This window comes from Sediminicoccus sp. KRV36 (assembly GCF_023243115.1).
Taxonomy (GTDB): domain Bacteria; phylum Pseudomonadota; class Alphaproteobacteria; order Acetobacterales; family Acetobacteraceae; genus Roseococcus.
In genome coordinates this window covers 4,830,370-4,851,559 of the sequence record NZ_CP085081.1, presented here as the reverse complement: position 1 = coordinate 4,851,559, position 21,190 = coordinate 4,830,370, and the positions used below count along the sequence as shown (strand labels likewise).

Genomic DNA, 21,190 nt, shown 5'->3' with positions numbered 1-21,190 from the left:
GGGCTGGCCGCCCCGTGGCGGTCACGGCGCCCGCGCGGCCTCGATGATCTCGCGGAACAGCCGGGCGGGCAGGGTGCCGCCGCGAACATCATCCATGCTCGAATTGTCGTCATTGCCGAGCCATACCCCGATCACCAGCGGCCCGGAAGGAAGCTGCACAAAGCCCATGAACCAGGCATCGCGGTAATCCTGCGTCGTGCCCGTCTTGCCGCCGGTGACCAGGCCCGGGATGGCCGCCGCGCGGCCGGTGCCGGAACGCACCACGGAGACCATCATGTTGCGCATGCGTTCGGCCGCCTCGCTGCTGATCACCTGGGCGGGCTCGGTGCGGGGGGCTGCCACGGCGCGGCCCTCGGCCTCGATGCGCTGCATGCCGAAGGGCGTGACCCGCCGTCCGCCATTGACCAGCGCGGCATAGCCGGCCGCGAGGTCGATCAGCGTCACCTCGCCCGTGCCCAGCGCGATCGAGCCATCGCGCGGAAACCGCCCCTGGATGCCCAGCCGCGTGGCGACATCCGCCACACCGCGCGGCCCGCCGCCCATCTGCATGACCCGGACCGCCGCCGTGTTCACGGAATGCGCGAAGGCCTCATCCAGCGTGATGCTCCCGCGGGAGCGCCAATGCCCGTTGGAGGGCGACCAGCGGCCCAGCTGCAAGGGCATGTCACTCACCTGGTCAAACGGCGAGGCGCCATGTTCGAGGGCCGCCAGATAGACCATCGCCTTGAAGGTGGAGCCGGGCTGGCGGCGCGCATTGGCCGCGCGGTTGAAGGGGCTGCGGCGGAAATCCCGCCCGCCCGCCATGGCGCGCACGGCCCCCGTATTGGCATCCAGCACCACGACGGCGCCCTGGCCCACCCGGGCCTCGCGCCCTGCCTGGTCCAGCAGGGCACCCAGCCGGGCCTCGACGGCGTTTTGCCAGCGTGAATCGAGGGTGGTGCGGATGACGAGGTCGGCGCTGCCGGGGAAGGCCGTGGGGATATCCTCGAAGATCCAATCGGCGAACCAGCCGCCATTGCGCGAGGGGCGGGGCGGGATCGCCATCTCCAGAACCGCGCGCTCCATCTGCTCGGCGGTGATGGCGCCGGTGGCGACCATGGCGGCCAGCACATCGCGCGCGCGGGCCATCGCACCTTCGGGATTGGCGCGCGGGCTGTAGCGGGAGGGGGCCTGGGGCAGCCCGGCCAGGATGGCCGATTGCGGCAGGGTGAGCCGCCGCGCCGAGATACCGAAATACAGCCGCGCCGCCGCATCCACCCCATAGGCCCCGCCGCCGAGATAGACGCGGTTCAGGTAGATTTCGAGCAGCTGGTCCTTGGTGAAGCGGTGCTCCAGCCACAGCGCCATCAGCGCTTCCTGCACCTTGCGCCGCGTGCTGCGCGCGGGGCTGAGGAACAGGTTCTTCGCCAGCTGCTGGGTGAGGGTGGAGCCGCCCTGCACCACATCCCCCGCGTTCCAGTTCGCGTAGGCGGCGCGGGCCAAGCCTATCAGGTCCAGGCCGAAATGCTGGTGGAAGCGGCGATCCTCGATGGCGAGCAGGGCGGCGGGCAGATGCGCCGGCAGGTCGCGCAGGCGCAGCGTCTCGCCATAGAGATCGCCCTGGGTGGCCAGCGGCCCGCCCTCTGTGGTCTGCAGCGTGACGCTGGGGCGGCGCTCATGGTCCAGCGCGGCATCGGCGCGCGGCATGTCATGGGTGAACCAGAGCAGCACGGCGGCAAAGGCCAGCGCCCCCCAGATCAGCAGGATGATGCCCAGCCGCAGGAGCAGCCCGCCGAGGCTTCGGCGGCGCTTGGGGGCGGCGCTGGCGCGCCCGCTGGATTTTGGCCCACTCGGGGGGGACCGTGTTTCGACCCGGGGGGAGGGCCGTGAGGCAGGGGCCGTGGTTCGCAGCCTGGCGGCTGCCACTCGCGGCATAGCGCATAGATAGCATGGCCGGTGCCGCTTCGCACCAGGGAGTTGCGACCGCGCCGCTTGACCCACGCGCCACGGATCGCCATTGCAGCAAGGTCAGGATGGGTCGAAAGCCCGGCGCGCCGGCAGCAGGCGCTGCCGCGGCCGAGTGGCCAGCTGGGGCAATATGTCTGCGGCGCGAAGGCGTGGCGCCACAGCGCTGCCCGCCGCTTGAGGGCAAGAGAGTATGAACTGGATTTCCGAGTGGGCGCTGCCCAAGATCAAGACGCTCTTCGGCACCTCGCGCGAGATGCCGGATAATCTGTGGCATAAATGCCCGAGCTGCGAGCAGATGATCTTCCAGACCGACCTGGAGAAGAACCTCCGCGTCTGCCCGCATTGCAGCCATCATATGCGCCTTTCGGCCCGGCAGCGCCTCGATGCCACGCTGGATGAGGGCTGGCAGAAGATCGAGCTGCCCAAGGCCCCGGCGGACCCGCTGCGCTTCCGTGACCAGCGCCGCTATTCCGAGCGGCTGCGCGACGCCCAGGCGAAATCCGGCATGGATGACGCCGTCCTGGTGGGCCATGGCAAGATCGACGGCCAGCGTGCTGTGGTCGCCGTCTTTGAATTCGCCTTCATGGCGGGCTCGATGGGGGCCGGCGTGGGCGAGGCCATTGTCACCGCCGCGCGCCTCGCCGTGTTGCAGGATGCGCCGCTGATCGTCTTTGCCAGCTCCGGCGGGGCCCGCATGCAGGAGGGCGCGGTCAGCCTGATGCAGATGCCGCGCACCGTGATCGCGACCCAGATGGTGAAGGATGCCGGGCTGCCCTTCCTGGTGGTGCTGTGCGACCCGACGACGGGCGGCGTCACGGCCAGCTTCGCCATGCTGGGCGATATCCAGATCGCCGAGCCTGGCGCTCTGATCGGCTTTGCCGGCGCCCGCGTGATCGAGAGCACCGTGCGCGAGAAGCTGCCGGAGGGGTTCCAGCGTGCCGAATACCTGCTGGAGCATGGCATTCTCGACATGGTGGTGAAGCGCGCCGAAATGCGCGAGACGCTGGCCCGCGTGATCCGCCTGCTGCGCGCCGCCGAGGAAGAGCCCGCCGCCGCATCCGAAAGGTAAGGCGGCATGAGCGGTCGTTCCGAGGCGATCATCGAGCGGATGCACGCGCTGCATCCCAAGCTGATCGACCTGAGCCTGGGCCGGTTGCAGGCGCTGCTGGCGCGGCTCGGCCATCCCGAGCGCCGCCTGCCGCCGGTGATCCATGTGGCCGGCACCAATGGCAAGGGCAGCACCTGCGCCTTCCTCCGCGCCATCGGCGAGGCGGCAGGGCAGCGCGTGCATGTCTATACCTCACCGCATCTGGTGCGGTTCCATGAGCGCATCCGCCTGGCCGGGGCGCTGGTGGCCGAGGATGCGCTGAGCGATGCGCTGGAGGAGGTGGAGCGGGTGAATGGCGCAGCACCCATCACCGTCTTCGAGATCACCACCGCCGTGGCGCTCCTGCTGTTCAGCCGCGTGCCGGCCGATCTCCTGGTGCTGGAAGTCGGCCTGGGCGGCCGCTTCGACGCGACCAATGTGATCGAGGCGCCGGTGGCGACGGCGATCGCCAGCATTTCCATGGATCACATGGAATTCCTGGGCGAGACTCTGGCGCAGATCGCTTTCGAGAAGGCCGGCATCATCAAGCCCGGCATCCCTTGCGCCACCGGCTTGCAGGCGCCCGAAGCACTGGCGGTGATTGCGGCGCGCGCGGCTGAACTGGGCGCGCCGCTCTCCGCACGGGGTGAGGCCTGGCGGATGGAGCGTGACGCGGCGGGCCATGTCTTCACCGATGCGCGCGGCGCGATCACGCTGCCCGAACTGGGCCTGCGCGGCGCGCATCAGCCCGATAATGCCGGCATCGCCATCGCGGCCCTGCGCGCCTGGAATCCGCCCTGGCTGAACGAAGCGGCCATCATCCGGGGTGCGGCGGCCGCCGAATGGCCCGCGCGGATGCAGCGGCTGCGCGGCGCGCTGGCGCTGCCCGCCCCCTGGGAGCTGTGGCTGGATGGCGGGCACAATGCCGGCGCCGGCCAGGCGCTGGCCGCGACCCTGGCCGATTGGCGGGACCGGCCGCTGCATCTGGTCATCGGCATGAAGCAGGGCAAGACGGTGGGCGGCTTCCTGGCCCCCATCCTGCCGCTCGCCACCAGCGTCACGGCGGTGAGCGAGCCGGGGCAGCATCTGGCCATGCCGGTGGCGGAGATCATCGCGGCCAGTGGTGACATGGCGCGCCCCGGGCCGGATGTGGCGGGGGCCCTGGCGCGGCTGTTGGCCGAGGAGGCGCCGGGACGCGTGCTGATCTGCGGCAGCCTGTACCTTGCCGGAGAGGTGCTGAAGGCCGACCAGCGCTGAGGGGGTGGCAGGCCCGGGGTCGCCATTTCGCTCCCGGCTTGGCCGGATTCACATAAGGACATGTTTATGCCTCTAGGCATGGGGATATCCCCATGCTACGGCCCGCCCATCGAATACATCTGAACAAGGACTCACCACATGCCGGCCGCTACCGATTACATCGTCAAGGATCTCTCTCTCGCCGAATGGGGCCGCAAGGAGCTCAACATGGCCGAGGACGAGATGCCCGGCCTGATGGCGACCCGTGCGGAATACGGCAATGCGCAGCCCCTCAAGGGCGCGCGCGTCGCCGGCTGCCTGCACATGACGATCCAGACCGGCGTGCTGATCGAGACGCTGACGGCCCTCGGCGCCGATGTCCGCTGGTCCTCGTGCAACATCTTCTCGACGCAGGACCACGCCGCCGCCGCCATCGCGGCCGCGGGCGTGCCCGTCTTCGCCAAGAAGGGCGAGACGCTGGAGGAATACTGGGACTACGTGCGCAAGACCCTCGAATGGGGTGATGGCGGCGAGCCGAACATGCTGCTGGATGATGGCGGCGACATGACGCTGCTGGTGCATTACGGCCTGAAGGCCGAGCAGGGCGACGTGGCCTTCCTGGAGAAGGCGACGAACGAGGAAGAGACCGTCTTCTTCGCGCTCATCAAGAAGTGCCTGGTGGAGAAGCCGGGCTGGTTCGCCAAGCTGGCCGCCAGCATCAAGGGCGTCTCAGAAGAGACGACGACCGGCGTGCACCGCCTCTACATCATGGCCAAGGAAGGCAAGCTGCTCTTCCCCGCCATCAATGTGAATGACAGCGTCACCAAGTCGAAGTTCGACAACCTCTATGGCTGCCGCGAGTCGCTGGTGGACGCGATCCGTCGCGGCACCGACGTGATGATGGCCGGCAAGGTCGCCGTCGTTGCGGGCTATGGCGATGTGGGCAAGGGCTCGGCCGCTTCGCTGCGCAATGCCGGCTGCCGCGTGCAGGTGACGGAAGTGGATCCGATCTGCGCGCTGCAGGCGGCCATGGAAGGCTATGAGGTCGTCACCATGGAAGACGCGGCCCCCAAGGCCGACATCTTCGTGACCGCGACCGGCAATGTGGACGTCATCACCGCCGACCACATGCGCGCGATGAAGCACCGCGCCATCGTCTGCAACATCGGCCACTTCGACAGCGAGATTCAGGTCGCTGCCCTGAAGAACTACAAGTGGGACAATGTGAAGCCCCAGGTGGACGAGATCGAGTTCCCCGACGGCAAGCGCATCATCCTGCTTTCCGAAGGCCGCCTGGTGAACCTCGGCAATGCCACGGGCCACCCCTCCTTCGTGATGTCCGCCAGCTTCACCAACCAGACGCTCGCGCAGATCGAGCTGTGGACGAAGCCCGGCCACTACGAGAAGAAGGTCTATGTGCTGCCGAAGCACCTCGACGAGAAGGTGGCGATGCTGCACCTGGCCAAGGTGGGTGCGAAGCTGACCACGCTGCGCGCCGATCAGGCGGGCTATATCGGCGTGCCGGTTTCCGGCCCCTTCAAGGGCGAAGCCTACCGCTACTGAATCCTGCGGGATTTCTGCAAAAGGGCGCGCTTCCTCACGGGGGCGCGCCTTTTTCTTTTGGTGCGGCGCCCCAGTTCTGCGGGATGGAAACCACCCTCGCCCTGATCGCGCTGTTTTCGCTCTCGCTCGCCTTTGGGGGCATGATGTTCTTCGCCGCCGTGGTGGCGCCGCTGGTGTTCTCGCGGCTGCCATTCGAGCATGCGGGGCGGTTCACCCGCGCCATTTTCCCGCACTACTACCTCTGGGTTCTGGCCTGCTCGGCCGCGGCTGCCATCGCCTTGTTTCCGCTGGCCAAGGAGGCCGCCGGCATCATGGCGCTTTCCGCCGGGCTCACCCTCTGGCTGCGCCAGGTGCTGATGCGGCGAATCAACCACGCATCGGACCTTGCCCAGGCCGGCGACGCGGCGGCGAAGCGCGAGTTCGACCGCATGCACAAGCTCTCGGTGGCGGCCAATCTGGTGCAGATGGTGGCGATTGGCGCCGTGCTGGCGATGTTTGGCGTGGGGTAAGGCATGATCCGTTCAAACGGGATCGCTTGAACGGATGAAAAACGCTGGACCTGAGATTGTGTCGCGCGCCCTTGCGCGCGGAACAAGTGCCAGCGCCTCACACCATCAGCATGCCGCCATTCACATGGATGGTCGCGCCCGTCACCCAGGCCGCCTCGTCCGAGGCGAGGTAAGCGACGGCCGAGGCCACATCCTGGGCGCTGCCCATCCGCTTCATCGGGATGCGTGAGAGCAGGCCGGATTTCTGTTCCTCGTTCAGCTTGTCCGTCATCGGCGTCGCGATGAAGCCGGGCGCGACCACGTTGATGGTGACACCGCGCGGTGCGACTTCCTGTGCCAGCGCCTTGCTCATGCCGATCAGCCCGGCCTTGGCGGCCGCGTAATTCGCCTGGCCCGCATTGCCCGTCACACCCACGATGGAGGCGATGGAGACGATCCGCCCGCTGCGCCGCTTCATCATGCCGCGCAGCGCGGCGCGGGCCAGGCGAAACGGCGCGTTGAGGTCCACTTCCAGCACGGCGTTCCAGTCCTCATCGCCCATGCGCAGGGCCAGCATGTCCCGCGTGAAGCCGGCATTGTTCACCAGGATATCGAGCTTGCCATGCGCGGCCTCGATCCCCTCGACCAGGGCGGCCGGTGCGGCGGGATCATTCAGGTCGGCCGGCATGACGCTGGCGCGCTCACCCAGCTGCGCCGCCACGGCGTTCAACTCCGCCTCGCGCCGGCCGGTCAGCACCACATGCGCCCCCTGGGCGTGCAGCGCCTCGGCGATGCCGATGCCGATGCCGGAGGAAGCGCCGGTGACCAGGGCGATCTTGCCGTCGAGTTTGAACATCACGTGGTTCCTTGTTCGAGCGCTTTGGATTCGAGCCGTTTGGCGAGCCAGAAGAGCGTATGGCCTGGCGGATCATCCGGCAGGGTTCCGATGACGCTGTAGCCGAGCTTTTCGTAAAAGCCACGCGCCTGGAAGGAGGCCGTCTCCAGCCGCACGCCCAGGCAGTGCCGGGCGCGCGCCTCAGCCTCCACCGCCTGCATCAGGCGCCGGCCCCAGCCCTGCCCGCGCAGCGCGGCAGGCAGGAACAGCAGCTCGATCCGCACCCAGCCATGACGCGAATGGCCCAGCGCGCCGCCGATGGTGCGGCGCTCCGTATCGCGCAGCAGCACGGCAAGGTCGAGGCGGTCCCGGCCGCGCAGCCCTGTCGCCGCCTCATTGAAGCCGACCAGGCCATCGAGGATCGCCGCCTGATCCGCCGCGTCGGGCTGGTCCGTGACGTGCAGGATCATGCGGGGCCGAAGCGCTTCTTCAGGAAATAGCGCGCATGGCCGGGCGGTGAATCGGGCAGCGTGCCAAAGAGTTCGTAGCCGCGCTTCTCGTAGAAGGGCCGCGCCTGCCAGCTCAACGTGTCCAGATAGGCGCCGATGCATCCGCGCGCCTGCGCCTCCGCCTCGATGCGGTCGAACAGCGCGGTGCCGAGGCCCTGGCCGCGCAAATCCTCCGGCAGATACACCATGAGCACATGCAGCCAGGCGCCGTAGCAATGCGCCTGAATGCCGCCGGCGGGCGCGTCCTCACCCTCGCGGAAGACCAACAGCCGGAGCGGCTTGTAGCCATGCTCGCCGACGAAGGGGCCGTTGAAGGCGCGAAATCCCTCGACGAGCACATCCAGCAGCGGCGTCTCCTCCGCCTCGGAGAGGACAAGCCGCGTCACAGGGATTTCAGGAATGCTTCGATATCGGCCGGGTTGTTGATGGCCAATGCCGCGGCTTCGGGCGCGTTGCGCTTCATCAGCCCGGTCAGCACGCGGCCGGCGCCGACCTCGGCGAAGCGCGTGCAGCCGGCGGCGACCATGGCGGCCACGCATTCGCGCCAGCGCACCGTGCCCGTCACCTGGCGCACCAGCAGGCCGCGGATTACATCAGGGTCCGAGACGGGGGCGGCCGTCACATTGGCCACGACCGGCACGGCCGGATGCGCCATGGCGGCCTTGGCCAGGGCCTCCTCCATGACGCGGGCGGCGGGCTCCATCATCGCGCAATGGAAGGGGGCCGAGACGGGCAGGATCATGGCGCGCTTGATGCCGGCGGCCTTGGCGACCTCCACGGCGCGCTCCACGGCGGCCTTGGCGCCCGAAATCACCACCTGGCCACCGCCATTGTCATTGGCGACCTCCAGCACCTGATGCCCCTCCGGGCCCTGGGCAGCCTCGGCGCAGATGGCGGCGGCCTGTTCGGCCTCGGCGCCAAGCAGTGCCGCCATGGCGCCCTCACCGGGGGGGACGGCGGCCTGCATGGAATCGCCGCGCAGCCGCAGCAGCCGCGCGGCGGTGGCGAGGTCAAAGCTGCCCGCCGCCGTCAGCGCGCTGTATTCGCCGAGGCTGTGCCCAGCCACCAGCGCCACCTGGCGCGACATGTCGAAGCCGCCCTCCTTGCCCAGCACGCGGCAGATGGCGACGGAGACCGCCATCAAGGCGGGCTGCGCATTGGCCGTCAGGGTCAGTTCCTCACCCGGGCCTTCGAACATGAGGCGCGAGAGCTTCTGGCCCAGCGCGTCATCCACCTCCTGGAAGGTTTCGCGCGCGATGGGGAAGGCATCGGCGAGGTCGCGGCCCATGCCGGGGGCCTGGCTGCCCTGGCCGGGGAACACAAAAGCGAGTGACATGGCAATTCCGTGAATGGCGTGTGTGCAAGCCCCTTCGCGCCGGGGCGCCTGCAAGTCAACGGGTTGGGCTCATTCGGCCCGGAAAGGGCGCGGGCGGGGGCAAAACGCCCCGCACGGCTATTCCGGCGTGAAGCCGGAGGCGCGGACGATCGGCCCCCATTCCTCCCGCTCGGTCCGGATGCGCGTGGCGAAGGCGGCGGGGCTGGCCGAAACGCCGGGGCTGAAATCCAGCCGCTCCAGCGCGGCTCGCATCTCGGGCGTGGTGCCCACCTGGGTGATAGCCGCGAAGAGGCCCTGCACCACCGGTGCCGGGGTGCCGGCCGGCAGCAGCGCGCCGAACCATTCATCCTTGGTCAGTGCCGGATGGCCGAGTTCCTGGAACGTCGGCACATCGGGAAAGCGCGGGTTCCGCGTGGCCGAGGAGATCGCCAGCATGCGAAGGCCGACGCCGTTTTGCGGCGAAACATCCCCCAGCACGCCCATGAAGGCATTGAGCCGCCCGGCGATGAGATCCTGCACCGCCGGCACCGAGCCGCGATAGGGCACATGCGTCATGCGGATACCCAGCGCCTGGGCCAGCATCAGCCCCATGAAATGCGGCGAGGCGCCGGCCGCGGGCGAGGCGAAGGGAATCTCATTGGGCTGCGCCCGCGCCCAGGTGGCGAATTCGGCTAGGTTGCGCGCCGGATGCGTCATCGGAATGCAGAAGGCGAAGGGAAAGGTGCAGACCGTGCTGACGGGGATGAGGTCGGTCAGGGCGTCATAGCGCACATCGCGCGGGAAGATGTGCGGCTGCAAGGTCAGCATGGAGGCCGGCGTCTGCAGATAGGTGGTGCCGTCCTTCTCGGCATCGCGCACGAATTCCACGGCAATGCGCCCGGCGGCCCCCACCCGGCCCTCGACAATGAGGTTGGGCGCGAAGATGCCGCGCAGCCGCTCGGCATAGATGCGGGCGACGATGTCGGAACTGCCGCCGGCCGGAAAACCGATGACGATGCGCGCATTGCGCGGGACCGTCTGGGCGCGGGCCAACGCCGGCATGGCCAGCGCCAGGCCGGCACCCAGCAGGGCGCGGCGTTCGAAATGGGTCATGGGCGTTTCTCCGTCGGCTTTTTCTGCGGCGGAGCTTAGCGAAAATGGCGTTGTCTTGCGAGGGGTTGCGGCTGGAATGACCGCGGCCGCGGCTGGCTTGGGAGAAATCGAGGGGCGCTGCCCCTCACCCCGGCAGGAAACCCCCCGCAGCAAGCTGAGTTTCCTGCACCTTCGGTCAGGCGTCTTCAATCATCCCGTGATGCCCGGGCTAGGCTGCTTCGGCCGGGGCGCGCAGCGTCAGGGCCAGCGCATGCAGCCCGGTGGCGAATTCGGCATCCACCGCGGCATGCACCGCGCGGGAGCGCGCCACGCGGTTCATGCCCGTGAAAGCCTCGCTCACCAGAACAACGCTGTAATGCGTCTCACCACCCGGCGCGGCGCCGGCATGGCCGGCATGGCTGGCGCTGTCATCCGCCACCTCCAGCCGAAGGGGGGCGAAGCCGGCGGTGAGGGCGGCACGGATGCGGTCGGCGCGATTGTCCATGCCGCCGAGATTCCTCCATGTCTTCGCCGTTGCCAAGCCCGGATGTCGCACCCATAAAGTTCTGATGGCGCGACGCGCGAGCTTCCAACCCCAGACCGACCCGAAGGCCCCCCCCCGGGGCTGCGATGCGCCCGGCTGCGCGGCGGCCGGGGAGTTCCGCGCGCCCAAAGACCGCAGCCTGCGGGAATATCTCTGGTTCTGCCTGGAACATGTGCGCCAGTACAATTCCGGCTGGGATTTCTACCGCGGCATGGGCCCGGGCGATATCGAGACCTCCATCCGCTCGGATACCGGCTGGCAGCGCCCCACCTGGCCCTTGGGGCGCCTTGGCGGCATGCGCCTGGATGCGGAGCGCATGGTGGACCCGCTCGGTATCCTGCGTGAGACGGCGCTGCACGAGAAGCGCCGCACCCCGCCGCGCAGCGAGGCGCCGGCGGAGTTGCGCGCCGCACTCGGCCTGCTCGAACTCGAATGGCCGCTCGATCCCGCGACGCTGAAGGCGCGCTACAAGGAACTCGCGAAGCGCTACCACCCGGATACCAATGGCGGCGATCGCAGCACCGAGGACCGGCTGAAGGATATCAATCGCGCCTATTCGCTGCTGCGGCAGCGGGTCGGGCGCGCGGTCTCCGCGGCGCAACCGGCCCATGCCGGATGACTGCCACGTGTTTCCGGCGGCCTGGGTAGCCCAATCCCATGGCCTGCCCTAACATTCACCATAACTGATGTGCCCACCTCCATTGAACGAAGCGGAAGCGTGATGACCAAGCTGGCCCAATCTGGCGACGTGAGCCCAACCTCGGCGATCAACCTGCCGGATATCACCGTGAGCGCGCGCGAAGTCTTCGGCGTGGACATTGATATGGAGGTGCCCGCCTATTCGGTCCGCACCGAGCATGTGCCCGAGCTCGACCCCTCCTATCGCTTCGACCGGGAGACGACGCTCGCCATCGTCGCGGGCTTTGCGCATAACCGCCGGGTGATGATCCAGGGCTATCACGGCACCGGAAAATCCACCCATATCGAGCAGGTGGCGGCGCGGCTGAACTGGCCCTGCATCCGCGTGAACCTGGACAGCCACATCAGCCGCATCGACCTGATCGGCAAGGACGCCATCGTGCTGAAGGATGGCAAGCAGATCACCGAATTCCGCGAGGGCATCCTCCCCTGGGCCCTGCAGCATCCCTGCGCCCTGGTGTTCGACGAATATGACGCCGGCCGCCCGGATGTGATGTTCGTGATCCAGCGCGTGCTCGAAGTCGAGGGCAAGCTGACCCTGCTCGACCAGAACCGCGTGATCCGCCCGCACCCGATGTTCCGCCTGTTTGCCACGGCGAATACGGTGGGCCTGGGCGATACGACCGGCCTGTATCACGGCACGCAGCAGATCAATCAGGGCCAGATGGACCGCTGGAACATCGTGGCGACGCTGAACTACCTGCCGCATGCGCAGGAGACCGAGATCGTCATGGCCAAGATCGGCACGACCGATCCCAAGATGAAGAAGCAGGTCGAAGCCATGGTCGCGCTGGCCGACCTGACGCGCGCCGGCTTCATCGCGGGCGATATCAGCACCGTCATGTCGCCCCGCACCGTCATCACCTGGGCGGATAACACGCGCATCTTCGGCGATATCGGCTTCGCCTTCCGCCTGACCTTCCTCAACAAATGCGATGAGGCCGAGCGTTCGACGGTGGCGGAATACTATCAGCGCTGCTTCAACGCCGAGATCGCGACGGGACTCTACAAGAAGGCGGGGTGATGTGACCAAGCAGGACCTCACCCGCCAGGAAGAATTCAAGCGCGCGACGGCCGGCGTGGTCCGTGCCATCGCGCAGCAGACCGAAGTGCAGGTCGCCTTCCAGCCCGGCCCGGCCGGTGTCTCGGGCAAGCGCGCGCGCCTGCCCTTGCCCACGCGCAGCCTGCCGCCCGCCGAAATGGCGAAGCTGCGCGGTGCCGCCGATGCCGTGGCGCTGAAGCTGCGCCATCACGACGAAGCGACCCACGCCGCCCGCGCCCCCTCGCGCAAGGAAGCGCGGGAGGTGTTCGACGCGCTGGAAGATGTGCGCGTGCAATCCGTGGGCTCCCGCCACATGTCCGGCGTCGCGGCGAATCTACGCGCTCGCCTCTCGGAGGAATGCGAATCCGAGGGCTATGACCGGATGACGCGGAAGGACCAGCTTCCGCTGCACACCGCCCTCTCCCTCATGGCGCGCGAGCGCATCTCGGGCGAGCCTTCGCCCGCCGCCGCGACCCGCATCCTGGAGATGTGGCGCGACAGCCTGGACGAAAAGGCCGCGGCCGCGATGGAGGAAATGGTCTCCTCCACCGAGGATCAGGAATCCTTCGCCCGCGCCGCCCGCAAGCTGCTCACGGCACTCGACCTCGCCGAGGCCGAGATGGAGAGCGAAGCCGACCAGGATGAGGAAGGCGACGAGGGCGGCGATCAATCCTCCCAGCAGGACCAGGCCAGCGCCGGCGAGGCGCAGAGCCAGGAGCAGGAATCCATGCAGGGCGCCGAGCCCGAGAGCATGGAAGGCGAGGCCGCCGACGAGGAAGCGCAGGATAGCGAGGAAGAAGGTGCGGCCGCCGAGGGCGATGAGAAGCCCGGCGGCCCCCAGGCCCGCAAGGAAGTCCCGCAGACCGACGACACGACGCGCTATCGCGCCTTCTCCACCCAGTTCGACGAGGTGGTGGAAGCCGATGACCTGTGTGACGCGGATGAGCTGACACGTCTGCGCCAGCAGCTCGACCAGCAGTTGCAGCATCTGCAGGGCGTCGTCTCCAAGCTCGCCAATCGCCTGCAGCGCCGCCTGATGGCGCAGCAGCAGCGCGCCTGGGATTTCGACCTGGAGGAAGGCATCCTCGACGTTGCGCGCTTGGCCCGCGTGGTGGCGAACCCCACGCTCTCGCTGTCCTACAAGCGGGAGCGGGAGGCGGATTTCCGCGATACCGTGGTGACCCTGCTGATTGACAATTCGGGCTCCATGCGCGGCCGGCCCATCACCGTGGCCGCCATGTGCGCCGATATCCTGGCCCGCACGCTGGAGCGTTGCGGCGTGAAGGTCGAGATCCTCGGCTTCACCACGCGCGCCTGGAAGGGCGGGCAGTCTCGCGAGCGTTGGGTGCAGGAGGGCAAGGCGCGCAATCCGGGCCGGCTGAATGATCTGCGCCACATCATCTACAAGGGCGCCGATGCGCCCTGGCGCCGCTCGCGCCGCGCCATCGGCCTGATGCTGCGCGAGGGGCTGCTCAAGGAAAACATTGATGGCGAGGCGCTGAACTGGGCGTATCGCCGCATCCTGGCCCGTACCGAGCATCGCCGCATCCTCATGGTGATCAGCGATGGCGCGCCGGTGGATGACAGCACGCTCTCGGTCAATCCCGGCAATTACCTGGAGCGCCACCTGCGCGAGGTGATCAAGGAGATCGAGAGCCGCAGCGCCGTGGAGCTGATCGCCATCGGTATCGGCCATGACGTCACGCGCTACTACCGCCGCGCCGTCACCATCGTGGATGCCGAGGAGTTGGGCGGCACCATGATGAAGAAGCTCGCCGAGCTGTTTGACGAGGATGCTGCCGAGGCCTGGCACCGCGCCGCCGCGGAGCGCGCACCTGCCATCCTCTGACCGGGCCGCGCGGCCCGGCGCCACGGATCACCTGAACCGCCGCACCGCCCTGTTGGCGGGGCTTTCCCTGCTGCCCGCCTGCGCCGCCGATGCGGGAGCGAGCACGGCTGCGCCCCTGCCGCTCGGCCTGCCGGCCCGGCCGTTCCTGACGCCATTGGGGGCCTTGCGGCTGAATACGCCGGCCTGGGGCTTTGGCGGCTTTTCTGGGCTGCATCTTGCGCCCGATCTGACGCTGACCGCCATCAGTGATCTTGGACGCTGGTGGCGCGCGCCGCTTCTGCTGCGCGAAGGGCGGCTCATCGGCCTTGGCGATGTGCGGCATGGGCCGCTGCGCGATGCGGCCGGGGCTGTGCTGCGCCGCGGTGGCCAGGGCGATGCGGAGAGCCTGGTGCGCCTGGCCAATGGCGAATGGCTGGTCGGCTTCGAGCGTCGGCATCGGATTTTGCGCTACCGGGACCTGGGGGGGCCGGGCCAGCCCGTTGAACTGCCGCCGGGCCTGGCCGAGGCACCGCATAATGGCGGGCTGGAGGGTCTTGGCCTGCTTCGCGATGGGCGCCTGCTGGCGCTGGCCGAGCAACTGCCGGGTGAAGCGGGGCCGGAGAGCCGCGCCGCCTGGCTGGGCACCCGTCAGGGTCCGGGCATCGCCTGGCAGCCGGCGAGCTACATGCCGGCCCCCGGATTGGAGCCGACCGACCTCGCCGGCCTGCCCGATGGCGGCGCCCTGGTCCTGGAACGTCGCTTTTCCCTGTTTGGCGGCTTCACGGCCCGCCTCGCGCATCTCCCGGCCGCGATGCTGCGTGGCCCGGGGCCCTTCCTGGCCGAGACCTGGCTGGATCTGCCGCCCGATGCGCCCGCGGAGAATTGGGAGGGCGTGGCCGTGGCGCGACATGGCGGTCGACTTCTGGTGGCGCTGATTTCGGACGATAATCAGAGCCTGCTGCAGGAGACCCTGCTGCTGCTCTACGCGATGGCCTGAGAGGGTTCCGGGGGCGTCATGGGCGAGGGCGCTGCCCTCTCACACGCGCATTCGCCACCAGCGTTTTGGACTGGGCGATAGGGTTGCCAGCATCCTGGAGGATTGCCCTTTCACGCCGAGGCGAAGAAGGCGTCGCGGTGGCGCCAACTGGATCACGCCACGGATGATGCGGGCGCGCGCCGGCGGCGGATGGCCATAGTCGGACGACGCAGGAAAGACCCGGCCTCAGCTGCAGCCGGGCACGCCTGGCTGGCAGATCGAGCGGCGCCGCGCCATCATCGTCGAGTCTTCCAGCTGCGGGTCCACCAGCACGAAGCCCACGCCCGCCGCCGGGCTGGAGGGATCCGGCAGGCCGAGTGCCAGTTCGGGCGGCTGCACCGCCGTGACGATCACCTCCATGAAGGTGCCCTCGCTCGCATCCGGACGCCAGCGCTGGCGCCAGACGCTGCGCGGCAGGCCGCGGATCTGGTCGCCCCAGCTCTCGGTCTGCAGGGGAGGGCCGAGGCCGCGGGCCGCATTGCTGAAGACCTCGCTCACGGTCCGCGTGCTGTCCAAGGTCTCGAAGGCTTCGACGCGACTGACGCGCATGCCGCGCTGCGGGTCGTTCATCAGCACGACGCGGATGGAGCTGCACACCATGGCTGCCCCCCGCGGCATGCAATCCTCGTCCTCTGGCACGGCCACGATGAGCTGGCTCACGCCGTTGGGCAGCGGGCGCGGCTCCTCGATGGACAGCCAGGGCACAGCGGTCAGATGGTCCATGACCTCGGCGGCGGAACTGTCCAGCTCAATCGCGCGGGCAACGTCGAGCACGCGCAGCGCGGGAAACGCGGCCGAGAAGGCGTCTGGGCCCGGTTGCGCCCGCAGCACTGGTGCCGTCAGGACGCAGATCAAACTGGCCATGACGATCCATGTGGCCCGCATGTGTCCAACTCCTCTATCCGTCTGACAGTCCCAGTCTAATACCTTGCGATGCAACGTGTTCCATCTTAGTTTCGATTGTCTGTCATGTCTCATCAGATGAGCCAGTGGGCGATTATGCATGGGGGAGGTTCGGCGCCGAAGGTTCATCCGGGGCGCGGCTCTGCTGGCCATGGCGCAGCCCGCGCCTGGCAACGCGCAGGCGCCGTTCCAGCAGGATTGGGTGGCGTTCCAGCGTCGCTTCGTCACGCCTGAGGGACGGATCACCGATAACGGCAACCGCAACATCTCCCATTCCGAGGGGCAGGGCTATGGCCTCCTCGGGGCATTGCGGGCGAATGACCAGCCCAGCTTTGATCTGATCCTGGGCTGGACCATGGCCAATCTCCGGCGCAGCACGGATGCGCTTTTCGCCTGGCGCTGGGACCCTTCCACCAGCCCCAATGTCACCGACCTGAACAATGCGAGCGATGGCGACATCTTCATCGCCTGGGCGCTGCTGCTGGCCGCGGAGCAATGGCGAAACCCGACCTACCTGCGCCTCGGCCAGGCCATCGGGCGGGATCTCCTGCGGCGCTGCGTGGTCAATGTGGGATCGCGCTGGGTGCTGCTGCCGGGCGCCTATGGCTTCCAGAGCCCGCAGCGCATCGTCATCAACCTCTCCTATTATGCCTTCGCCGCGTTGCGCGCGATCAGCCGCCATGTGCCGGATCCCGCCTGGCCGCGGCTGGAGACGGATGGCCTCGCGCTGATCCGGGACAGCCGCTTTGGCATGTATGGACTGCCGCCGGACTGGCTCGAATTGCCGCGGGATGGGGGGCGGCCGGTGATGGCGCGGGGCTGGCCCATGCGCTTTTCTTTCGATGCCGTGCGCATCCCGCTGAATCTCTGCTGGGCGGGCCATACGGGTGAGCCCGCGGTGGCGGCCGCCCTCTCATTCTGGTTGAGCGAGGAACGGCGCAGCATGCCAGCCTGGATTGATCTGATGACCAATGTCGTGCCTGGCTATCCGGCACCGCCGGGCATGGTTGCTGTGGCGCGGCTCGCCGCCGCGGCGCAGGCCGGGCAGGGAACCATCTCCCGGATGCCCAGCGTCGGTTCCGCCCAGGACTATTACGCGGCGGCATTGGTGCTGCAGGCCAGAATCGCGTGGCAGGATCTTTCGCTGAGCACCCCCGCCCATCGCTGAACGGCAATGCTTCAGCGAAAGCGCAGCCCCTCGGGGATCAGCGCGCCGAAATACCGCGCGTAGATCTCCGCGAGGGAGCCATCTGCGGCGCGCAGAAAGAGGAGGGTGTTCAGGAAGCGCATGAGATCAGGCTGGCCCAGCTGGGTGGCCAGCCCGTAATTCCAGGACTGCAGGGTCAGTTGCGGCATGATGTCGAGGTCGGCGCGGACGAGGCGCAGGTCACGCAATTGCCAGTCATAGGTGACCGCCACATCCGCCTCGCCCAGCAGCAGGGATTCGAGGGTCCGGGCGAGGCTGGGAGTAAAGAGGGCGATGCTGCCGGGCGGCAGCCGCGCATGGGCAACATCGGCGGCAAAGGTGCCGGCCGGCATGGCGACGCGCTTGCCCGCCAGGTCGTCCATGCTGTTCAGCCGCAGGCGCGAGGGCGCGGCCAGCACCACCGACACCCGGCCATGGGGGGCGGTGAAGGCGACGCGCTGCCAGGTGCTGCCGATCAGCGGCAAGGCTGCCGCCAGCACATCGCAGCGATCCTCGAGCAGTGCCGCGACACGCTCATGCCCCTGCAGGCGGATCAGCTGGAGGCGCAGCCCCATATCCTGCGCCAGCAGGCGCGCCAGTGCGACTTCGGATCCATCCGGCCTGCCATCCGCGTCGAAGCCCCCCCAGGGCGGGGCATCCAGCCAGACGCCCACGCGAATGACGCCGGCTTCGACCGCGCGCCGCAGGATGTTCCCCGGTGCGGCCGCGCGCGCACTGAGCGGCAGCAGGCTGCCCGCCAGGGCCAAAAGCTGCCGCCGCCCATGGCGCAAGGCCGTCACAGCGTCCGCCGCACGGTGATGTCGCGGCCAAAAAAGGCGCGGTGCAGTTCGGGCAACTCCCCCTCCTGCCGGAGCAGATAGAGGAGGACGTTCAGGGCGCGCAGCAGATCATGCTCCCCGTTGTTCAGGTGGCAGCAATGCCGGAACTCCCCGAGAGCGAAGCGCGGCGTCATGGTTGGCGCGGCGCGCTGGATTTCGACCGCGTGGTGGTCAGGGACGATGGCGACCTGAATTTCGCCCAGGGCCAGGGCCTGAGCCGCCTTTTCCCAGCTGGGCACGGTGGCGATGCCAGCCTCCACCACCCCGGCCTGCCGGATCGCCGCGGCAAAGGAGCGCCCCTCCAGCACGGCGATGCGCAGCCCGCGCAAATCCATCGGCCCCCTGACAACCAGCTCTTGCGGGGTCAGCGCGAGGAGCTGGAAATACATGATGGGATCACTCAGCAGGCTGCGTAGCGCGGCCCGGGCCCCGGCAATGACGCCGCCCAAGGCCAGATCGAAACGACCTGCCACCAGCAGATCCAGCATCTCGCCGCGTGGCACCTGCACGAACTCCGCCCGGACGCCCAGGCCCGAGGCGATGCGCCGCCCCAGGGCGGGCAGATAGCCCTGCGGCACGCCACCCGCAGAGAGGCTGGCCGCCGCGGTGCCCTCGATCTGCACGCCCATCCGCAGCACACCGGCTTGCAGCACCCGCCGCAACGAACCATCGGGTGCCGCATCGGCGGGGCGCGCCGCTGCCAGGGGCAAGCCGGCCAGGGCGGCAAGCAGCGTCCGGCGCGTCAGGGGGCGGCGCTGCACGGCTCAGTTCCTCGTGCGTTGCAGGCGGGACCAGGCTTCCGCAGCCAGGCCCAGCGCCGCCTCCGGAGCGAGGGTGCCCAGGCAAATGGCCGGCCAGAGCGGATCGGTCAGGGCCTGCCAATTGCCGAACCAGGGCGAGATGGTGTCCTTGTTGCGAACCGAGTCCAGCTGGCTGCGCAGGATTTCGCTGCTGCCGCGGCTCCATTCCGTCACGTAGTCATTCACCTCAGGGTCGGTGTAGAGCGGCGTGGGGCAGAAGGGCAGGCCGGCGTACAGGAGCAGGCGCTTGGCCATGGCGTATTGGCCGGTCTGGTCCCTGCCGCCGAAGGCTTCCAGGAAGGTCACGGCGTTGCGCAGTCTTTGCAGATTGGAGGCAGCGGCCGAGGTGAGCGCATACATCCGCACCCAGCCGCAGGTTTCATGGCGCTGCGCATCGCCGCCATTGGGCATCAGCGCCACCCGGAAGCTGCCCGCCTCGGCAAACTGGGCGGGGTTGTTCAGGCTGCGCAAACGGTAGCTCGGCAGGATGGCGAAGGCGTGCCGGCCCTGGCCGAAAGCCTCCAGCATCTCATCCTCGCTGACCTTGACCGCGTCGGGCGCCACGATCCGCTCATGCCGGATCATGTGCAGCAGGAATTGCAGCGCCGCGCGGGTCTGCGGCTGGTCTGCCATCACCGCTTCGCCTGTCGGCCCGATGAATGCTCCGCCGAAGCTGAAAACCAGGGTGGAGATGATTTCGATCAGCCAGGGGTCGGGCGCGAGGGCCAGGCCGAGCGGCGATGCGGAAAGGCCGCGCTGCCGGATCACCTGCGCCTGCTGCACCACCTCATTCCAGGTTTTTGGCGGTTCGGCGAAGCCGGCGCGCTCCAGCATCCGCTGATTGTAAAGGAAGCACATGTTGTCGGTGTAGTAGCCAAGGCCGTATTGCTGCCCGCGGAAGCTCACGCCGCGTTGGCACACAAGGCGCGTGTCCGGGTTGAAGCGGGTGAGGGCCGGGATGTCGTTGATCGGGCTTACCCAGCCGGCCTCGGCGAATTCGGGCAGCCAGGCATCGGACAGCCAGATCACATCGGCCGGGCCTTCATTCAGCATCCGCGCGAGCAAGGCCGTGCGATAGCCGCTCCAGGGAAAGTGCTGATGCGCCACGCGCAGGCCAGTCGCCGTCATGAAGGTGGCGATCTGCTCCCGGATGGCGGCCTGCGTGCTTTCGGTGGCTGTCCAGCTGACGAAATTCACCGTCTGCGGATCTGTCGGCTGGGCTGTCGCGGGGGCGGTGAGCGCCGTGGCCAGCCCGGTGCCGAGAAGGGCGCGGCGCGGCATGGCAGGCAGGGGGGGGAGCGACATCAGGCCTCAGCTTGGGAAGGGAGGAGTGAGGGTCAGCCCGGTTTCCTGGCGGAACAAGCTGGGCAGGCTGCCATCCAGCTGGAGCTCCTCGATGATCTGGTTCAACGCCCGCATCAGGTCATGGGCGCCATAGGCCACGGCGCCGCCAAAGGGGCTGCTTGTCAGCGCGAATTGAGCGCGCAGCCCGGCGCCGGGAAAGCGGCGCATCATCAACCGGGCCATCACATTGGTCACGATGACGCCATCCACCAGGCCTTGCAGCAGGTACTGCGCCAGCAGCCAGGGGTCGGAGACGGGCAGCAAGTCAGGCAGGTCACTGAGGGTTCGCCGTTCCGCGATGGCGGGAGCGAGGACCGTGAGCGTCGCCAACCTCTGGCTCTGGAGGTTTGCGCGGTCGCGATAGCTGCCCCCCTGGCCACGGCCGAGCAGCACCAGGTCCAGTGAAAGATGCGGTGTGCAGAACATGACGTCCCGCAATAACTCCCTGGTGAGCGGCGGTGCGAGGAGAAGGTCTACCTCCCCCGCGAGCAATCCGCGCCGGCCGTCACCCGGGGCCTGCTCCGTCTGGAGAGCCGCGCGGATGCCCAGCCGCTCAGCGATCAGCAGGGCCATGCCCTCATGGAAGCCATCCCGCAGGCGCGCTGTACCGCCATTTTCCTGCGCCAGAAGCTCGGCCGCCCAGAAGCCGATGCTGACGCGCAACACGCCGCTGCGCGCCACCCGCGTAAGGGAGCCATCCCCCTCCTGCCCCCAGGCTGGTCCCGCCAGGAGGGCCGGAACGGCAAGCAGCGCCCGTCGGCTTGGGAGCACAGGCGCGGATCCGCGCCGCGTGGCGTGGAGGCTGCCCGATCCTAGGCGCCGATCGCTCATCCGGGTCTGGACCTTTCTCTCAGTTCCGGTTTTTCGAGAGGTTGCAAGGCGGGCCAAGCACCATGT

General features: G+C 68.5%; 21 protein-coding genes. 9 read left to right on the top strand and 12 right to left on the bottom strand.

The features are described 5' to 3' along the window. Window positions 1-21 precede the first annotated feature (21 nt). Window positions 22-1,914, bottom strand: a complete 1,893-nt coding sequence (locus LHU95_RS23045; protein ID WP_248709292.1) for a PBP1A family penicillin-binding protein — start codon at window positions 1,912-1,914, stop codon at window positions 22-24. Between the two features lie 223 nt (window positions 1,915-2,137). On the opposite strand from LHU95_RS23045, the gene accD reads away from it, so the two are divergent. The 4 genes from accD (at window position 2,138) to LHU95_RS23025 (ending at window position 6,342) form a co-directional block, all read left to right on the top strand. Next, a complete protein-coding gene (accD, locus tag LHU95_RS23040) occupies window positions 2,138-3,016 on the top strand; it encodes an acetyl-CoA carboxylase, carboxyltransferase subunit beta (RefSeq protein WP_248709291.1) in 879 nt (292 codons plus the stop codon). A 6-nt stretch (window positions 3,017-3,022) separates the two neighbouring features. After that, window positions 3,023-4,291, top strand: coding sequence for a folylpolyglutamate synthase/dihydrofolate synthase family protein (locus LHU95_RS23035; RefSeq protein ID WP_248709290.1), 1,269 nt, complete (start codon window positions 3,023-3,025; stop codon window positions 4,289-4,291). A 138-nt stretch (window positions 4,292-4,429) separates the two neighbouring features. Continuing rightward, window positions 4,430-5,833 (top strand): adenosylhomocysteinase, encoded by a 1,404-nt coding sequence (gene ahcY, locus LHU95_RS23030; protein WP_248709289.1) that lies wholly within the window; start codon window positions 4,430-4,432, stop codon window positions 5,831-5,833. 83 nt (window positions 5,834-5,916) lie between these two features. Continuing rightward, window positions 5,917-6,342: a DUF4149 domain-containing protein gene (locus tag LHU95_RS23025; RefSeq protein ID WP_248709288.1), complete on the top strand. Its 426-nt coding sequence runs from the start codon at window positions 5,917-5,919 to the stop codon at window positions 6,340-6,342. A 97-nt stretch (window positions 6,343-6,439) separates the two neighbouring features. Here LHU95_RS23025 and fabG read toward each other — a convergent pair whose 3' ends face one another. From fabG to LHU95_RS22995, 6 genes are all read right to left on the bottom strand, one after another. Further along, the gene (gene fabG, locus LHU95_RS23020) at window positions 6,440-7,177 is read right to left on the bottom strand and encodes a 3-oxoacyl-[acyl-carrier-protein] reductase (RefSeq protein WP_248709287.1); all 738 of its coding nucleotides are present in this window, start codon (window positions 7,175-7,177) and stop codon (window positions 6,440-6,442) included. After that, window positions 7,177-7,626, bottom strand: coding sequence for a GNAT family N-acetyltransferase (locus tag LHU95_RS23015; protein ID WP_248709286.1), 450 nt, complete (start codon window positions 7,624-7,626; stop codon window positions 7,177-7,179). Before LHU95_RS23015 ends, fabG begins: the two co-directional genes overlap by 1 nt. After that, window positions 7,623-8,051 (bottom strand): GNAT family N-acetyltransferase, encoded by a 429-nt coding sequence (locus LHU95_RS23010; protein WP_248709285.1) that lies wholly within the window; start codon window positions 8,049-8,051, stop codon window positions 7,623-7,625. The genes LHU95_RS23015 and LHU95_RS23010 overlap by 4 nt, the downstream gene beginning before the upstream one ends. Further along, the gene (gene fabD / locus LHU95_RS23005) at window positions 8,048-9,001 is read right to left on the bottom strand and encodes an ACP S-malonyltransferase (protein WP_248709284.1); all 954 of its coding nucleotides are present in this window, start codon (window positions 8,999-9,001) and stop codon (window positions 8,048-8,050) included. Before fabD ends, LHU95_RS23010 begins: the two co-directional genes overlap by 4 nt. A gap of 117 nt (window positions 9,002-9,118) precedes the next feature. Continuing rightward, window positions 9,119-10,093 carry a tripartite tricarboxylate transporter substrate-binding protein gene (locus LHU95_RS23000; protein WP_248709283.1) on the bottom strand — a complete coding sequence of 325 codons (975 nt, stop codon included), beginning with the start codon at window positions 10,091-10,093 and terminating at the stop codon, window positions 9,119-9,121. Window positions 10,094-10,301: 208 nt separating this feature from the next. Next, complete coding sequence (locus LHU95_RS22995) at window positions 10,302-10,577, bottom strand: BolA family protein (RefSeq protein WP_248709282.1); 276 nt, start codon at window positions 10,575-10,577, stop codon at window positions 10,302-10,304. A 64-nt stretch (window positions 10,578-10,641) separates the two neighbouring features. On the opposite strand from LHU95_RS22995, the gene LHU95_RS22990 reads away from it, so the two are divergent. The 4 genes from LHU95_RS22990 to LHU95_RS22975 all read left to right on the top strand — a co-directional run bounded on the left by LHU95_RS22990 (window position 10,642) and on the right by LHU95_RS22975 (window position 15,182). Further along, window positions 10,642-11,235, top strand: a complete 594-nt coding sequence (locus tag LHU95_RS22990; RefSeq protein ID WP_248709281.1) for a J domain-containing protein — start codon at window positions 10,642-10,644, stop codon at window positions 11,233-11,235. Window positions 11,236-11,337: 102 nt separating this feature from the next. Further along, on the top strand, window positions 11,338-12,339 hold the full coding sequence (gene cobS, locus LHU95_RS22985; RefSeq protein ID WP_248709280.1) for a cobaltochelatase subunit CobS: 1,002 nt from the start codon (window positions 11,338-11,340) through the stop codon (window positions 12,337-12,339). 1 nt (window position 12,340) lies between these two features. After that, window positions 12,341-14,206, top strand: a complete 1,866-nt coding sequence (gene cobT, locus LHU95_RS22980; protein ID WP_248709279.1) for a cobaltochelatase subunit CobT — start codon at window positions 12,341-12,343, stop codon at window positions 14,204-14,206. A 52-nt stretch (window positions 14,207-14,258) separates the two neighbouring features. Continuing rightward, window positions 14,259-15,182: an esterase-like activity of phytase family protein gene (locus LHU95_RS22975; RefSeq protein WP_248709278.1), complete on the top strand. Its 924-nt coding sequence runs from the start codon at window positions 14,259-14,261 to the stop codon at window positions 15,180-15,182. Window positions 15,183-15,407: 225 nt separating this feature from the next. On the opposite strand, the gene LHU95_RS22970 is transcribed toward LHU95_RS22975, so the two are convergent. Continuing rightward, on the bottom strand, window positions 15,408-16,106 hold the full coding sequence (locus LHU95_RS22970) for a hypothetical protein (RefSeq protein WP_248709277.1): 699 nt from the start codon (window positions 16,104-16,106) through the stop codon (window positions 15,408-15,410). Window positions 16,107-16,275: 169 nt separating this feature from the next. On the opposite strand from LHU95_RS22970, the gene LHU95_RS22965 reads away from it, so the two are divergent. Next, window positions 16,276-17,292 (top strand): glycosyl hydrolase family 8, encoded by a 1,017-nt coding sequence (locus LHU95_RS22965; RefSeq protein ID WP_248709276.1) that lies wholly within the window; start codon window positions 16,276-16,278, stop codon window positions 17,290-17,292. Window positions 17,293-17,303: 11 nt separating this feature from the next. Here the strand turns inward: LHU95_RS22965 and LHU95_RS22960 are convergent, their stop codons facing one another. Genes LHU95_RS22960 through LHU95_RS22945 form a run of 4 tightly spaced genes read right to left on the bottom strand, consistent with a single transcriptional unit; the run spans window position 17,304 to window position 21,064 of the window. After that, window positions 17,304-18,110 carry a transporter substrate-binding domain-containing protein gene (locus LHU95_RS22960; RefSeq protein WP_248709275.1) on the bottom strand — a complete coding sequence of 269 codons (807 nt, stop codon included), beginning with the start codon at window positions 18,108-18,110 and terminating at the stop codon, window positions 17,304-17,306. Beyond that, the gene (locus tag LHU95_RS22955; RefSeq protein ID WP_248709274.1) at window positions 18,107-18,910 is read right to left on the bottom strand and encodes a transporter substrate-binding domain-containing protein; all 804 of its coding nucleotides are present in this window, start codon (window positions 18,908-18,910) and stop codon (window positions 18,107-18,109) included. Before LHU95_RS22955 ends, LHU95_RS22960 begins: the two co-directional genes overlap by 4 nt. Before the next feature lie 3 nt (window positions 18,911-18,913). Beyond that, a complete protein-coding gene (locus tag LHU95_RS22950) occupies window positions 18,914-20,254 on the bottom strand; it encodes an extracellular solute-binding protein (protein WP_248709273.1) in 1,341 nt (446 codons plus the stop codon). A 6-nt stretch (window positions 20,255-20,260) separates the two neighbouring features. Further along, window positions 20,261-21,064: a transporter substrate-binding domain-containing protein gene (locus LHU95_RS22945; RefSeq protein WP_248709272.1), complete on the bottom strand. Its 804-nt coding sequence runs from the start codon at window positions 21,062-21,064 to the stop codon at window positions 20,261-20,263. Window positions 21,065-21,190 lie beyond the last annotated feature (126 nt).